The 14102-nt window shown below is 48.5% G+C and carries 15 protein-coding genes and 5 tRNA genes; 14 read left to right on the top strand and 6 right to left on the bottom strand.

Annotated features, from left to right (window positions below; all coding sequences use genetic code 11):
- Positions 1 to 8: 8 nt before the first annotated feature.
- Positions 9 to 1280: a glutamyl-tRNA reductase gene (gene hemA, locus ACXAH4_RS11270; protein ID WP_303574159.1), complete on the bottom strand. Its 1272-nt coding sequence runs from the start codon at positions 1278 to 1280 to the stop codon at positions 9 to 11.
- A gap of 141 nt (positions 1281 to 1421) precedes the next feature.
- Between hemA and lolB the strand changes: the two genes are divergently transcribed.
- The 4 genes from lolB to ACXAH4_RS11250 all read left to right on the top strand — a co-directional run bounded on the left by lolB (position 1422) and on the right by ACXAH4_RS11250 (position 3954).
- Positions 1422 to 2027, top strand: a complete 606-nt coding sequence (lolB, locus tag ACXAH4_RS11265) for a lipoprotein insertase outer membrane protein LolB (protein WP_474844498.1) — start codon at positions 1422 to 1424, stop codon at positions 2025 to 2027.
- Positions 2012 to 2893: a 4-(cytidine 5'-diphospho)-2-C-methyl-D-erythritol kinase gene (gene ispE, locus ACXAH4_RS11260; protein WP_474844499.1), complete on the top strand. Its 882-nt coding sequence runs from the start codon at positions 2012 to 2014 to the stop codon at positions 2891 to 2893. The genes lolB and ispE overlap by 16 nt, the downstream gene beginning before the upstream one ends.
- A 5-nt stretch (positions 2894 to 2898) precedes the next feature.
- A tRNA-Gln gene (locus ACXAH4_RS11255) sits at positions 2899 to 2974 on the top strand.
- Between the two features lie 32 nt (positions 2975 to 3006).
- Entirely contained in the window at positions 3007 to 3954 is a 948-nt protein-coding gene (locus ACXAH4_RS11250) for a ribose-phosphate pyrophosphokinase (RefSeq protein ID WP_119501754.1), read from the top strand.
- 58 nt (positions 3955 to 4012) lie between these two features.
- On the opposite strand, the gene ACXAH4_RS11245 is transcribed toward ACXAH4_RS11250, so the two are convergent.
- Entirely contained in the window at positions 4013 to 4633 is a 621-nt protein-coding gene (locus ACXAH4_RS11245; RefSeq protein WP_474844500.1) for a flavin reductase family protein, read from the bottom strand.
- A 136-nt stretch (positions 4634 to 4769) separates the two neighbouring features.
- On the opposite strand from ACXAH4_RS11245, the gene ACXAH4_RS11240 reads away from it, so the two are divergent.
- From ACXAH4_RS11240 to ychF, 4 genes are all read left to right on the top strand, one after another.
- Complete coding sequence (locus tag ACXAH4_RS11240) at positions 4770 to 5195, top strand: hypothetical protein (RefSeq protein WP_474844501.1); 426 nt, start codon at positions 4770 to 4772, stop codon at positions 5193 to 5195.
- A gap of 150 nt (positions 5196 to 5345) precedes the next feature.
- Entirely contained in the window at positions 5346 to 5975 is a 630-nt protein-coding gene (locus ACXAH4_RS11235; RefSeq protein WP_119501757.1) for a 50S ribosomal protein L25/general stress protein Ctc, read from the top strand.
- 5 nt (positions 5976 to 5980) lie between these two features.
- Complete coding sequence (gene pth / locus ACXAH4_RS11230; protein ID WP_119501758.1) at positions 5981 to 6577, top strand: aminoacyl-tRNA hydrolase; 597 nt, start codon at positions 5981 to 5983, stop codon at positions 6575 to 6577.
- A gap of 22 nt (positions 6578 to 6599) precedes the next feature.
- A complete protein-coding gene (ychF, locus tag ACXAH4_RS11225; RefSeq protein WP_474844503.1) occupies positions 6600 to 7691 on the top strand; it encodes a redox-regulated ATPase YchF in 1092 nt (363 codons plus the stop codon).
- A gap of 120 nt (positions 7692 to 7811) precedes the next feature.
- Here ychF and ACXAH4_RS11220 read toward each other — a convergent pair whose 3' ends face one another.
- On the bottom strand, positions 7812 to 9119 hold the full coding sequence (locus ACXAH4_RS11220) for a short-chain fatty acid transporter (protein ID WP_474844504.1): 1308 nt from the start codon (positions 9117 to 9119) through the stop codon (positions 7812 to 7814).
- Positions 9120 to 9432: 313 nt separating this feature from the next.
- On the opposite strand from ACXAH4_RS11220, the gene ACXAH4_RS11215 reads away from it, so the two are divergent.
- From ACXAH4_RS11215 to ACXAH4_RS11195, 5 genes are all read left to right on the top strand, one after another.
- Positions 9433 to 9509 (top strand) — tRNA-Met (locus ACXAH4_RS11215).
- Between the two features lie 35 nt (positions 9510 to 9544).
- Positions 9545 to 9629, top strand: a tRNA-Leu gene (locus ACXAH4_RS11210).
- A 4-nt stretch (positions 9630 to 9633) separates the two neighbouring features.
- Positions 9634 to 9709: transfer RNA gene (locus tag ACXAH4_RS11205), tRNA-Gln, on the top strand.
- Positions 9710 to 9752: 43 nt separating this feature from the next.
- Positions 9753 to 9828, top strand: a tRNA-Gln gene (locus ACXAH4_RS11200).
- Between the two features lie 178 nt (positions 9829 to 10006).
- A complete protein-coding gene (locus tag ACXAH4_RS11195; protein ID WP_474844505.1) occupies positions 10007 to 11410 on the top strand; it encodes an alanine/glycine:cation symporter family protein in 1404 nt (467 codons plus the stop codon).
- A gap of 40 nt (positions 11411 to 11450) precedes the next feature.
- On the opposite strand, the gene ACXAH4_RS11190 is transcribed toward ACXAH4_RS11195, so the two are convergent.
- A complete protein-coding gene (locus ACXAH4_RS11190; RefSeq protein WP_474844506.1) occupies positions 11451 to 12005 on the bottom strand; it encodes a carboxymuconolactone decarboxylase family protein in 555 nt (184 codons plus the stop codon).
- 128 nt (positions 12006 to 12133) lie between these two features.
- Between ACXAH4_RS11190 and ACXAH4_RS11185 the strand changes: the two genes are divergently transcribed.
- Positions 12134 to 12709 carry a TetR/AcrR family transcriptional regulator gene (locus ACXAH4_RS11185; RefSeq protein WP_474844507.1) on the top strand — a complete coding sequence of 192 codons (576 nt, stop codon included), beginning with the start codon at positions 12134 to 12136 and terminating at the stop codon, positions 12707 to 12709.
- Positions 12710 to 12725: 16 nt separating this feature from the next.
- Here ACXAH4_RS11185 and ACXAH4_RS11180 read toward each other — a convergent pair whose 3' ends face one another.
- Positions 12726 to 12905, bottom strand: coding sequence for a hypothetical protein (locus ACXAH4_RS11180; protein ID WP_474844509.1), 180 nt, complete (start codon positions 12903 to 12905; stop codon positions 12726 to 12728).
- Positions 12893 to 14071, bottom strand: coding sequence for an FAD-dependent monooxygenase (locus ACXAH4_RS11175; RefSeq protein WP_474851187.1), 1179 nt, complete (start codon positions 14069 to 14071; stop codon positions 12893 to 12895). Before ACXAH4_RS11175 ends, ACXAH4_RS11180 begins: the two co-directional genes overlap by 13 nt.
- Positions 14072 to 14102: the final 31 nt, after the last annotated feature.

Genomic DNA, 14102 nt, shown 5'->3' with positions numbered 1-14102 from the left:
ATTCTGTTTTACCCTTCTTTGTCCTGCCCGTTACCGGCAAGATCCATCGCCTGACCCAGCCATTGAGTCAGCGCGGCATTATTTTCGTGTGCAGCGTCCCGCAATACACGGGTAGGCCCGTGCATCAACGCATTGGTGAGTTTATAGGCCAGTTCCTGTACAACGTCTTCCGCGTTGCGGCCTTCCGACAACTGGTTCATCGCCCGTGCGACCAGCTCATCTCTGGATGCCATGCCTTTCTGACGGTACTGACGCACCAAATCAATGGAATGCTGCGCCTGTTTCCAGCTTAAAAATACGGAAGCCTGATCATCGATGATTTTTTCAGCGTCCTGCGCGGCCATTTCACGGGAAGCTAGATTCTGCTCAACGATATGCTGCAAATCATCAACAGTATAAAGGTAGGCATCGCCGAGTTCATTAACCTGAGACTCAATGTCACGGGGAACCGCCAGATCAACAAGAAACATGGGCATGTTACGGCGCTGCTTTAAGGCCTTTTCCACCATCCCTTTACCAATCAATGGCAACTGGCTGGCTGTAGAACTGATGACAATATCAAAATCGTGAAGATGTTCAGGCAACTGAGACAGTGTGAGTACATCTGCGCCCAGATTCGCCGCCAGATTCTCAGCTCTGGCTACGGTACGGTTGGCAACGGCAAGACGCTGAACACCCTGCTCTTTTAAATGTTGGGCAACCAGTTCAATGGTTTCGCCGGCACCTACCAGTAATACTGAACGCTTTGGTAATGCGCTGAATATATGTTTGGCCAGTTGCACCGCAGCAAAGGCCACAGATACTGCGTTAGCACCAATTTCTGTTTCAGAGCGTACTTTTTTAGCCACAGAGAACGTGTGCTGGAATAACCGCTCGAACTCTGCCCCCACAGTACCGGAATGCTTTGCGTCACTGAATGCCTGTTTGATCTGTCCGAGAATTTGCGGCTCACCGAGGATCAACGAATCCAGCCCGCTTGCTACCCGCATAACATGCTTTACTGCGTCTTCCTGCTGGTAAAGATAGCTGTTCTGTTCAATATCTTCCCGTTTCACATCATGAAAGGCAGATAACCAGTCGAGCAGCAACGCAGCCTCACCGGCCCCTTTTACGTAGACTTCAGTGCGGTTACAGGTAGACACGATGACAGATTCTTCAATACCGTCTATCTGCTTCAGCGAGGCGAGCGCAGACACCAGAGAATCCGGTGTAAAGGCGACTTTTTCGCGTAACGCAACAGGTGCAGTTTTGTGGTTTATTCCGAGGGCAGTAAGGGTCATCAATATTTATGCTGGCATCGTCGGAGCGGCATTGTACGAAAAACCCAAAATGATTGAAAGTACTCCTGAAACTGTGTTCCCATTAGATCCCTGAGTTTTGAAGCAATCATCCCGTTGCATTGCGTAGGATCATAATCGTTCATGATTTTCCGAATACTTTTTGCAGGTCTGTTTATCGCCCTGTTATCAGCCTGTACCACTCTGCCGGATGGTCCGGAGACCGCAGTAAACCTGCCTTCACAGCTTGAGAAGCTGAAATCCGTCACCCGCTGGCAGATGAAAGGTAAGATGGCTATCCGCAATGAAAAAGAAGCTGTAAGCGCTCACGTAAACTGGAAAACCGATGAGCCCGATTTTAATTTCCGTTTAACCAATATGCTGGGTATTACCCTGGCGAATATCGATTTCAGTGACGGCATGGCTACACTGGAAGCTGACGATAAGCGCTGGCAGGACACCAGTCCGGCACGTCTGATTTACCAGACAACCGGCTGGGATATTCCCGCCGGCAAGCTGCTGAACTGGGTGAAAGGGCTGCCTTTACTGGGTGACGACTACAAGCTCAACGATAAACAACTACTGGCTTCCCTTTCTCCGGGCTGTGAAGCCTGCGGCAACTGGCAAGTCAGTTACAGCAACTATGGTGAGGAAGCAGGACTGTGGTTACCGCATCAGTTAATGCTTACCCGCACAGACAACACAAAAATATGGATAAAAATCCGGATTGATGAGTGGACCATACAGTAATGCAACACAGTGAATGGTGGCCCAGCCCGGCCAAACTGAATTTATTCCTTCATATCCTCGGTAAATACGATAACGGTTACCATCAGCTTCAGACCCTGTTTCAGTTACTGGACCGGGGAGATGAACTGGCTTTTGATGTCACCAACGACGGCAATATCACCCTTAATCCGTCGATTCCCGGTGTGAATGATGAAGATAATCTGATCGTAAAAGCAGCCAGGCTGTTAAAGGAACACACGGGAACAGACAAAGGCGCAAACATCCGGTTGAAAAAGTCACTGCCCATGGGTGGCGGTATTGGCGGGGGCTCATCTAACGCCGCCACAGTGCTGGTTGCTCTGAACTACTTGTGGCAGTGCGGCCTGAGTACAGCAGAGCTGGCCGGGTTAGGTTTGCGTCTGGGCGCCGACGTACCTATCTTTGTTGAAGGCCGCACGGGTTTCGCCGGCGGTGTGGGCGAGCACATCAGTCCCGCTGATTTAGACGAACAATGGTATCTGGTTGTCAATCCGGGTATACACGTAGGCACCGCTGATATTTTCAGAGAGCCTGCCCTGCCCCGCAACACACCGGCCATGGAGTGGCACAATTATACTTTCGCTGCAACGCATAATGATTGCCAGAGTATTGTCTGTAAAAAGCATCCGGAAGTTGCAATATTATTACAGTGGTTGCTACAATTCGCACCGTCGCGGATGACGGGCACAGGCGCGTGCGTATTTTCTGTATTTAGTGATGAAAATTCAGCCAGACAGGTTCTCGGGAAATTGCCCGCAGAATGGTCCGGTTTTGTTGCTAAAGGTGTGAATATGTCGCCATTACAACAAAAGCTAAAATACGTGAACGAAGCATCGGACATGAACTAAATTTTTGGGGTATAGCCAAGTTGGTAAGGCAGCGGGTTTTGATCCCGCCATTCGTTGGTTCGAGTCCAGCTACCCCAGCCACCTCCTTTATCAAACGCACCGAGGAAACACTTGTGCCAGATATGAAGCTCTTTGCAGGCAACGCCGTCCCCGAACTTGCCCATAAGGTTGCAGAACGCCTTTATACCAAACTTGGTAACGCCAGTGTTGGTCGCTTTAGCGACGGTGAGATCAGTGTAGAAATTCATGAAAACGTCCGTGGCTCGGACGTTTTTATTATCCAGTCTACCTGTGCACCAACCAACGACAACCTGATGGAATTGATTGTGATGATCGACGCCCTGCGTCGTGCATCAGCAGGACGTATTACTGCTGTTATTCCCTATTTCGGCTATGCGAGACAAGACCGTCGCGTCCGCTCAGCCAGGGTGCCAATCACAGCCCGTGTGGTCGCAGATTTTCTGTCTAACGTGGGTGTTGACCGCGTACTGACCATCGACCTGCACGCAGAGCAAATCCAGGGTTTCTTCGATGTACCGGTAGATAACGCTTTCGGTACACCTATCCTGCTTGCAGACATGGTTCAGCGTGATTTTGTTGACCCGATTGTTGTGTCTCCGGACATTGGCGGCGTAGTACGTGCCCGTGCAACGGCTAAACTGCTGAATGATGCAGAACTGGCAATCATCGATAAACGTCGTCCGAAAGCGAACGTTTCTCAGGTGATGAATATTATCGGTGATGTGAAAGACCGTGACTGCATCATTGTTGACGACATGATTGACACCGGCGGTACGCTGGCGAAAGCTGCGGAAGCCCTGAAAAATCATGGCGCGCGCAAAGTGTATGCTTACGCGACTCACGCTATCTTCTCAGGCAACGCGCCAAAGAACCTGAAAGAGTCGGTTATCGATGAAATCATTGTTACCGACAGTATTCCGCTGTCAAAAGACATGCAGGCAACCGGTAAAGTGAAGCAACTCACATTGTCTGAAATGCTGGCTGAAACGATTCGCCGCATCAGCAATGAAGAGTCTATCTCAGCGATGTTCGAATACTGATAGCTGCCGGTGCGCAGATTATTAAAGGCCGGTGCTGAAAAGCACCGGCTTTTTTGTATCAGCGGGGACGCAACATCTCAAACAGGTTTTCACTATCAATGGTGTAATAATCCCCTGCACCACCCGCCCGCAGAAGGGGGTCTGCCCTGCCCGTTTTAAAAACACCGTCTTCAATCAGTGATGTTTTTATCTTCACGCCGGTCACTTCACCGAATACCATCCATGTATCACACAATTCACCATTACTGCCCTGCAATTTTACGATTTGTGTTTTGCGACATTCCATCACCACGCCACTTTCCGCAACATAAGGCGGCCTTACAGTGCGGGACTCGCCTTTTGTCAGCCCTGCCAGTTCAAACTCATCCACACTGGCATCGACCTGTGCACAGGTCTGATTCATCTGCTGCGCCAGCGGCACACTCACCAGGTTGTAGCAAAACTCTCCTGTCGCCTGAATATTTCTTACTGAGTCTTTAAAGCCGATGCTGGAAAAGCCAATAATGGGCGGCGTGTAATTAAATGCATTAAAAAAGCTGTAAGGTGCCAGATTAGCGATACCTTTTTCGTCAACAGTGGAAATCCAGCCGATGGGTCTGGGTGCAATAATACTGTTGAAGGGATCATGTTTGAGGCCATGACCCGCTGTAGGCTCGTAAAAGTGAAATTCTGAAGACATAGACTCAATCCTCTGAGTTTTAATAAAATAAAAAGGCACAAACAATAAACCACACCCACCTGTTCATTGTCCGTTCAGGTCAAAACCGGCACAATGACAAAAAAGGTCTGCTGACCATAACTACGGCGGAGATAATATGATCAGACTTATTTATTTAGCAGCGTTAGTCAGCCTGTGCAGTGCCTGTAACGATGAAGCTGCGCCGGACGACGTATCAAAAACAGAAACCGTCACCCTCAATGTGGTTGAGAACGTTACGAAAAATGTGACTGATAATATCGACAATAAGGCCACTGAAATGGAAAACAATATCACCTTGTCAGGGAAACTGGTCTATCAACAGCATGAAGGCGGCTTTTTCGGTTTCATTACTGACACCGGAGAGCGTTACACCCTGCGCGGACTGGATAAATCTTACCGTCAGAATGGCATGAAACTGATTGTCGAAGGTCAGCCGCTGACCGGTATGATGACAACGACTCAGTTCGGAACCGTTTTTAAAGTAGAAAAAGTGGTCAGTGCCGATGCCACAGCTGTCGCACCGCACCACAGTGAAATGTAATTGACGTTTGTATATCCTGCTTCGCGGTGGTAGAATTCGCCGCCCTTTTATTTCGGGGTACGGTTAATGAGCCTTGTTTATTGCCGTTATCGCGTGAGTTTTGGTCGCAAAAACTCACAAAAATAAACTAAATATATTGGAGACATATTAATGTCTGAAGCTATTTTTAACCTGGATGCAGTAGTACGTACTGACCTGGGGAAAGGTGCGAGCCGCCGCCTGCGTCATGCTGATAAAGTTCCTGCAATCCTGTACGGTGGCGAAGAAGCCCCTGTTGCACTGACTCTTGATCACAACAAACTGAACAACGCTGCTGATTTCGAAGCATTCTACTCTCACGTTCTGACTCTGAACATTGACGGTCAGAAAGTTGAAGCGTTAGTTAAAGATATGCAACGTCACCCGTACAAGCCTAAGATCACTCACGTTGACTTCCAACGCGTTATCGCTGGCGAAGAGCTGCACACCAGCGTACCTCTGCACTTCATCAATGAAGAAAAATCTGCTGCTATCAAAGCTGGCGGTATTGCAGAGCACCACGTAAACGAAATCGAAATCACGTGTCTGCCTAAAGATCTGCCTGAGTTCATCGAAGTAGATATGGCTGCAGTTGAAATGGATGCTACCGTTCACCTGTCTGACCTGACTCTGCCTGCAGGCGTTTCGTCTGTTGAACTGGCTAAAGGTGATGATGCACACAACTTAGCAGTTGTTACTGTTAAGCCTGCTCCTAAAGCACCTGAAGCAGAAGAAGGCGAAGAAGACGCAGCTGAGGAATAATCAGCTTGTCGTCAGATATCCGTCTGATTGCGGGCCTGGGTAATCCGGGCCCGGAATATGAACATACCCGACATAACGCCGGCGTCTGGTTTCTGAACGAACTGGCAGCGCGTTTTAACACCTCCCTTAAGCCTGAAAGTAAGTTTTTTGGTCTCACTGGCCGGATAACCGTAGGCACTCAAGATATTCGTCTGATCTACCCGACTACTTACATGAATAAAAGTGGTCAGGCGGTAGCCGCAATGGCAAACTTCTACCGTATCCCTGCAGAGAATATGTTGATTGCTTTTGACGAGCTGGATTTACCTCCGGGAATCGCTAAATATAAAGTTGGCGGCAGCTCCAGTCAGAATGGCATTCGCGACATCGTCGCTAAAATGGGCAATAACAAAGATTTCTTACGCTTGCGAATTGGTATCGGTCACCCCGGCCATAAAAGCAAGGTAACCGGCCATGTACTTGGCAAACCACCGGAAAACGAAAAACGGGCAATTGAAGATGCCATCGATGAAGCGGTCCGGTGTACAGAGATTTTAATTAAAAACGATTTAAAGCAAGCCCAGAACCGACTGCATAGTTTTAAAGCTGACGTTCAGGGCTGATAACTTAACAAGGGTCCAGCACATGGGTTTTAAATGTGGCATCGTTGGTCTGCCAAATGTGGGTAAATCTACCCTGTTCAACGCACTTACCAAAGCCGGAATTGAAGCGGCGAACTTCCCTTTCTGTACTATTGAACCGAATACCGGTGTAGTACCTGTACCGGACTTACGTCTGGACAAGCTGGCAGAAATCGTCAATCCGCAGCGCGTCATTCCTACTACCATGGAATTCGTGGACATTGCCGGTCTGGTTGAAGGTGCTTCAAAAGGTGAAGGTCTGGGTAACAAGTTCCTGGCAAATATTCGTGAAACCGATGCTATCGGACACGTTGTGCGTTGTTTTGAAAACGACAACATTGTGCACGTTGCAGGTAAAGTCAGCCCGAAAGATGATATTGACGTTATCAATACCGAACTGGCACTGGCGGATCTGGAAACCACAGAAAAAGCCATTCACCGTGTATCTAAGCGTGCCAAAGGTGGCGATGCCGATGCGAAGTACGAATTAAAAGTACTGGAAAAGATAAAACCGCACCTGGACGAAGGCAACCTGCTACGCTCTCTGGAACTGACCAAAGAAGAAATGGCAGCCATCAGCTACATGAACATGTTAACACTGAAACCTACCATGTATATCGCTAACGTGAACGATGACGGATTTGAAAATAACCCGTTCCTCGATCAGGTAAAAGAAATCGCAGCCGCTGAAAATGCTGTAGTTGTTGCCGTTTGCGCTGAAATTGAAGCTGAAATTGCTGAGCTTGAAGATGATGAGCGTGAAGAATTCATGCAGGACATGGGTCTGGAAGAACCTGGTCTTAACCGTGTTATCCGTGCCGGCTACAACCTGCTGACTTTGCAAACTTACTTCACCGCAGGGGTAAAAGAAGTGCGTGCATGGACATTCCCTGAAGGCTCAACAGCCCCTCAGGCAGCCGGTAAGATCCACACAGACTTTGAAAAAGGCTTTATCCGCGCAGAAATCGTTGGCTACGACCATTTTGTTGAGTTTGGCGGCGAGCAAGGCGCAAAGGATGCCGGTAAATGGCGTCTGGAAGGTAAAGACTATATCGTTAAAGACGGTGACGTCATTCACTTCCGTTTTAACGTGTAATCGCACTGTCATTCAAAAACACCGCCTGATGGCGGTGTTTTTATTTGAGCGCTTTTTATCTTTAAGAAGTTACGCTGTGATACCGGCTAAAGCTGGTTAAACGGTGAGGCAGGCAGAGTGCTAAACCCAATACAGCACTGCGCCAATCACCACGCCGGTCAGTAGCAACTGCACCAGACAAAACCCCATAATATCTTTGGCTTTAAGCCCGGCAATCGCCAGCACAGGCAGCGCCCAGAAAGGCTGGATTAAATTCGTCCAGGCATCCCCCCAGGCAACACCCATTGCAACACGGCTGACATCGGCGCCCAGTTCCAGCGCCGCTGGCAGTACCACCGGAGCCTGAACCGCCCACTGCCCGCCTCCGGACGGCACAAAAATATTCACAATGCCCGCAGAGATAAAACTCCAGACCGGCAGCGACTGCGCACTGGCAAGACTGATAAGCCATTCCGACAGACTCTGCGCTAAGCCGGACTGAACCATGACAGCCATAATCCCGGCATAAAACGGAAACTGGATAACAATGCCCGCTCCGCCTTTCACAGCCTGATGCAAACTATGCAGTAATTTCCGTGGTGTCCCGTGTAAGACAATGGCGAGAAACAAAAAGAGACCGTTAACGATATTCAGGTTTAACGTGCCGCCGTTTATAAAGTACATAAGCAGATACGCCAGACCGGCAAACCCGGTAAGCTGGGCAAGAATAACGCTGTTTTCCAGTTTATCCGCCGGACGGGTATTCTCAGCTTCCGGCACAGGTTCATCTTCAAGTTTTGATGCCGGTACAATGACACTGTCTTCTTTCGATGGCAGCATTAAACGGTTTACCACCGGCATTACAACGAACAATATGGCGACCAGAACAAGGTTAAAGGTGGCAAAAATAGTTTGTGATGTGTCGATAACGCCAATCTGATCAACAGAAAAGTGACCGGGCGTGGCAATGGTCAGTGGAACAGAGCCGGCAAGACCGCCATGCCAAACCACGAATCCGGAATAGGCACTGGCCACCAGCAAACGATAATCCACCTCAACCTTCCTTGCCAGCGCTTTGGCAAATAACGCCCCCACCACCAGGCCAAAGCCCCAGTTCAGCCAGCTGGCAGCCAGCGATACCAGCGAAACCAGTAAAATCGCCTTAGGTGCAGAGTTTGCCAGTCCGGCCATTTTCTCCAGCCCGCCTTTTACCAGCGGCGTACTGGCCAGCATGTATCCGGTGACAAGCACGAGCAGCATTTGCATGGAAAAACTGAGTAGCCCCCATAATCCGCTCCCCCATTGCTCAACAACCTGCTGCGGAGATTGTCCTTCTACAAGCACTGCTGCGGCAAAAACCACCAAAGTAAGCAATAAAACAAAGATATACGGGTCCGGCAGATAGCGCTCAACGAGTTTTACGAAGGGTGAAGCGACCTTATTCATCATATTTTTCTTCTTCCTTTAAGATCTGACTTAACAATTTACTCACATTATCGGATTTATTCGCAGATTTCAGGGAAAAAGATTTCACAACCGGCAAATTCAGACCGCTAAGCCGGTTAATTAATCGCCAATACTGAGGGAAGAAATTCATAGCAAATGCCCTCAAATTGATCTCTTTTCCACCATTTTGACGCCATATTAAGCATTTCAGTACACATAGTGAGCACTTAAAAAAAGTTAGTAAAAAAGGGGTTGACGGTCGGGGGTCATATCCGCATAATACGCGCCACTTCCTGAGAGGGAAGAGAAAGAAAGAGGCTACGTAGCTCAGCTGGTTAGAGCACATCACTCATAATGATGGGGTCGCAAGTTCGAATCTCGCCGTAGCCACCACTTTCTTACAATATCTCTCAGGTATGTCTAGCTGCGCGGAAGTGGTGGAATTGGTAGACACGCTGGATTTAGGTTCCAGTGCTTCACGGCGTGAGAGTTCAAGTCTCTCCTTCCGCACCATTATTGGGGTATAGCCAAGTTGGTAAGGCAGCGGGTTTTGATCCCGCCATCCGTTGGTTCGAGTCCAGCTACCCCAGCCATTATTTCGTTATGTTGAATCCATTCAGCTAACACCCAGTTGATTGGGGTATAGCCAAGTTGGTAAGGCAGCGGGTTTTGATCCCGCCATCCGTTGGTTCGAGTCCAGCTACCCCAGCCATATTATAAAAAAACCAGTCTTTTGACTGGTTTTTTTATGCCTGTTTTTCAGTGCGTTGAAAATTCAAAAAACAGAGATATTTATGCAAACACGGGTTGTATAGCCTTTTCCCCCTGCCCTGTTCTGATAAGATAGCCGGACAATAAAGAAGATCTATTATAAATAACAAGGAATTCATGTGATAAACGATATCGTATCGGCCGTAAATAATGTGCTGTGGGGTGACGGCCAGGTCCTTATCGTCATGTTGCTCGGGTGTGGTCTCTGGTTCACCTGGAAACTCGGCGCGGTACAACTCCGTCATTTCACCCATATGTTCTCGTTGATGAAAGGCAGTACTTCCACAACGAAAGAAGGTATCAGTTCATTTCAGGCATTGTGCACCAGCTTATCCGCCCGTGTAGGTACAGGTAACCTGGCCGGTGTGGCAGTAGCAATTTCTCTTGGCGGTGCAGGCGCTATCTTCTGGATGTGGGTTATTGCCTTTTTGGGCATGGCTACCGGTTTTGCCGAAAGCGTTCTCGGTCAGCTTTATAAGGTGAAAGATGAGAACGGTGAATACCGGGGTGGTCCGGCTTATTACATTAAACAGGGACTGAATAAAACCTGGCTGGCAGTGGCCTTTTCACTCTGTCTGTTTTTCGGTTACGGTTTCGTATTCAGTGCGGTGCAGGCAAATACCATTACCGATGCACTGAACAACGCCTACAGTTTTAATCCGCTATATTCCGGTCTGGTAATTATTGCTCTGGCATCACTCATTGTTGTGGGTGGTTTACGGGGTATTGCCCGCTTTGCAGAGTGGATTGTGCCCTTCATGGCTATTGGCTATGTGATAGCCGCGCTGCTTATTATGGCTTTCAACATCACTGAATTGCCTGCCGTACTCATGTCGATTATCAAGTCTGCATTCGGCTTACAGGAAGCCGGTGCCGGTATGCTGGGGGCTGCCGTGAAAAATGGTATCCAGCGTGGCCTTTATTCCAATGAAGCCGGTTCAGGCAGTGTACCTCATGCGGCAGCCAGTGCCGCACCTACACCAAATCATCCGGTATCTCAGGGCTACATTCAGATGCTGGGGGTCTTCGTTGACACAATGATCCTGTGTACGGCGACAGCATTTATCATTTTACTGGCAGGCGGCGAAGCAACCGGTCAGATGGAAGGTATTGGTATGACTCAGGCAGCAATGACGAAACACATCGGAATGGGTGGTGAAGACTTTGTTGCCGCAGCAATCTGCCTGTTCTCATTCACCTCGGTGGTTGCGAACTACGCCTACGGCGAAAGCAACCTGCATATGTTCAAACTGGACAACAAAGCGGGCCGCATTGCCTACACTGCCGGATACCTTATCATGATCCTGTGGGGCTCTCAGGCAGCTTTGCCTACCGTTTGGGCAATGGCTGACATGGCTCTGGGATTAATGACAGTAATAAACATCATCGCCATTGTCTGGATGACGCCCACTATCGTCTCCATCAGTAAAGACTATTTTGCCAAACACGACCGTGGCGGGGACATGGAATACAAAACCGGTGACTGCAAAATTCAGGGTAAAAGCGAAGACGGTATCTGGTAAACGAACTACGGCTATCTGTTTAAGATAGCCGTATTATGTCCTACTTAGCCGGTGCCCACGCAAACTTTTCAAATGCCGCATCTACCGGCGTTTCTGCCAGATGATTGGTGTAATTACTCATTACCTTCTGGGCCAGAATTAATATGATATCCAGCATATTTCTTGTGGTGTAACCCGCATCAGTAAAGCCTTTCATCGCCTCATCGTCAATGTGGCCACGACCGCGGGTGACAGAGAGGACTGCATTTCTCAGAGCATTTAACTTTGCATCTTCAAGCTCTTCGTTATTACGCAATGCATCAATCAGCTTGTCATCAACTTTCATGCTTTTGGCAATACCTGTATGCGCCGGTACGCAGTAATGGCACTCGTGTTCCACGTTCACCGTTTGCCAGACGACGGTTAATTCTTCTGCAGTAAAATCTGTTTTCTGAGCTAAATCGTGAAGCACCTGATAACCTTCGAGTAATTCAGGAGATGATGCCATGACCGCATGCAGGTTAGGGATCATTCCAAAAGACTTCTTTGAATTTTCCAGTAGTGGCTTAGCTTTTTCGGGGGCAGTATCTTCAGTATGCAATGTATAAGTAGTCATAAAATTCTCCGTTAAGTAAAATAATCAACGCAATGTGATTGCTCTGTGTATAAGATATAAGGACTTTGAACGACCGTTCAAGTCATTTTTGAACGATTGTTCAAAAAATGTGTTCTAAGGTAATTCGAATGAAAATAACCAATGAAGAGTTGATAAAGAATGCGACTGTGCTGTTTTGGAAAAAAGGCTACAGTGCCGTGGGTATGCGCGAACTCCAGTCCGCATTAGATATGAGACCCGGCAGTATTTATCACCGTTTCAAAAGCAAGGACGGCTTGTTCAGGCTGGTGATAGAAACGTACGTTGAAGATAGTAAACGTGATATAGAGGCCTGTTCAGCCTTTCCGGATGCGCTTGCAGAATTAGAAAAATATTTTGTCAGTGTGACGACTTGTCCCGGGGAATTGCAGTACCAACGTCAATGTCTGCTGGTCAGAACACTGTCAGATATGGAACAGTTGCCTGAAGCAATCAGACAAGTGGTAGTTGAAGGGATGGCGACGCTGAAATCAGCATTTTTGTTAGTGTTGGAAAATGCTCAGCACCAAGGCAACATATCACAAGAAGCAGATCTCAGTGAGCTGGCCGCCTGGCTGCAATGTCAATTCGTTGGTCTCAGAACACAGGCTTTTGTCTGTGAAGACAATGAACAAACTAAACGACTGATAAGCAGAGCGATGAGCGAATTAAATAACGCAGCCTGAAATGACACAGTCTGAATCAGCCCTGCATCATCATTCTTATTAGCTGAATAACCAGAGAAATCATCACCAGCGGCCAAATCCAGCGGCTGATTTTGCTTGCTGTTTCCGGACTCACCCGCATTTTGGAGCGTTCAATTAACGGCACAATAATAATCAGCGCCAGAAATAACACACCCAGTAAGATCAGAACTTCCATTCGTCCATCCCCATTGCATACTTCAATACCTGATCTTTCACCGGCCCGGCCATATCCGCACCTTTCAGCATCAGGTTTCTAAACCACTTAACTGGGGGTATTTTATTACTAAACAAGAGGTAAAAGCCGTCCATCGCCGACATCATCAGGGCGTTGTCTTTCATTCTCGGGCGTTCATATTCTGTTTTCAGTCTGTGGTAAAACTCATCACTTTGAGGTTTGCAGTCGCCGGTCAGAGCCAGTAAAGCCGATACATCTTTAAAGCCGAGATTCACGCCCTGCCCTGCCAGCGGATTAATGGTATGCGCTGCATCTCCGGCTAATATGACACCCGGCCGCACATAGTCTGAAGCATGTGAACGCGTGAGCACAAAACCGGCCTTACTGACGATACGGAATTCAGGTGAAAGACGGGGAAAATGACTAAGAATTTCCTCTGTTAACGCTTTGTCGTTCATGCCTTGCAATTGCTTTATACGTTCGCCGCTGTCGTACCAGATCAACGAAGCAAACTGGCCGTACATGGGAAGCAATGCTCTGGGTCCGGAAGGATAAAACTGCTGCCAGGTTTCACCCTCAAAAGCATCTGCACCTTCGATAATAATGCCCATTGCCTGCTGGCCGTACTGCCAGCCAGTGGAACCAATTTTCGCCAGCGCTCTCACACGGCTGCGGGCCCCATCAGCCCCGATAAGGTAACGGCATTGCAAACTTTCACCGTTTTCCAGTGTGGCCCGTGTGATGGCAGTGGATTCATCAACCTCATAAGACTGCAAACTCGTTTGCGTTATCCAGTCCACCGGCAAATCCGCCAGAACACGGTGACAGCCTAACTGGATAAGACGGTTCTCAACAAAATATCCCAGTTGAGTCTGGCCGATACTTTGTGCATTGAAGCGGGTGGCCATATCCGGATTTTCCCACACAGACAAGGTATCGTAGGGCCGCACCCGCATGGCTTCAATGTGCTCCCATGCCCCCAGCGCCCGTAATAAATCCACGGACGTCAGGCTGATAGCAGACAAACGCAGATCCGGCGGCTGACCGTGTTGAAATGGCTGCGGCTGCACCGTTTCAATGATGGCAATTTTATATCCCTGCTGCGCCAGCCCTGATGCCAGCGCTGCGCCAACCATTCCACCACCATTGATACAAAAATCGTACATAACATCTCCTGAAGCGATAGCGCATTATGAC

This window comes from Alteromonas sp. ABV2_168, from assembly GCF_056161165.1.
Note: the sequence above shows the minus strand (reverse complement) of the source record. Positions and strands in the feature narration are given on the sequence as shown.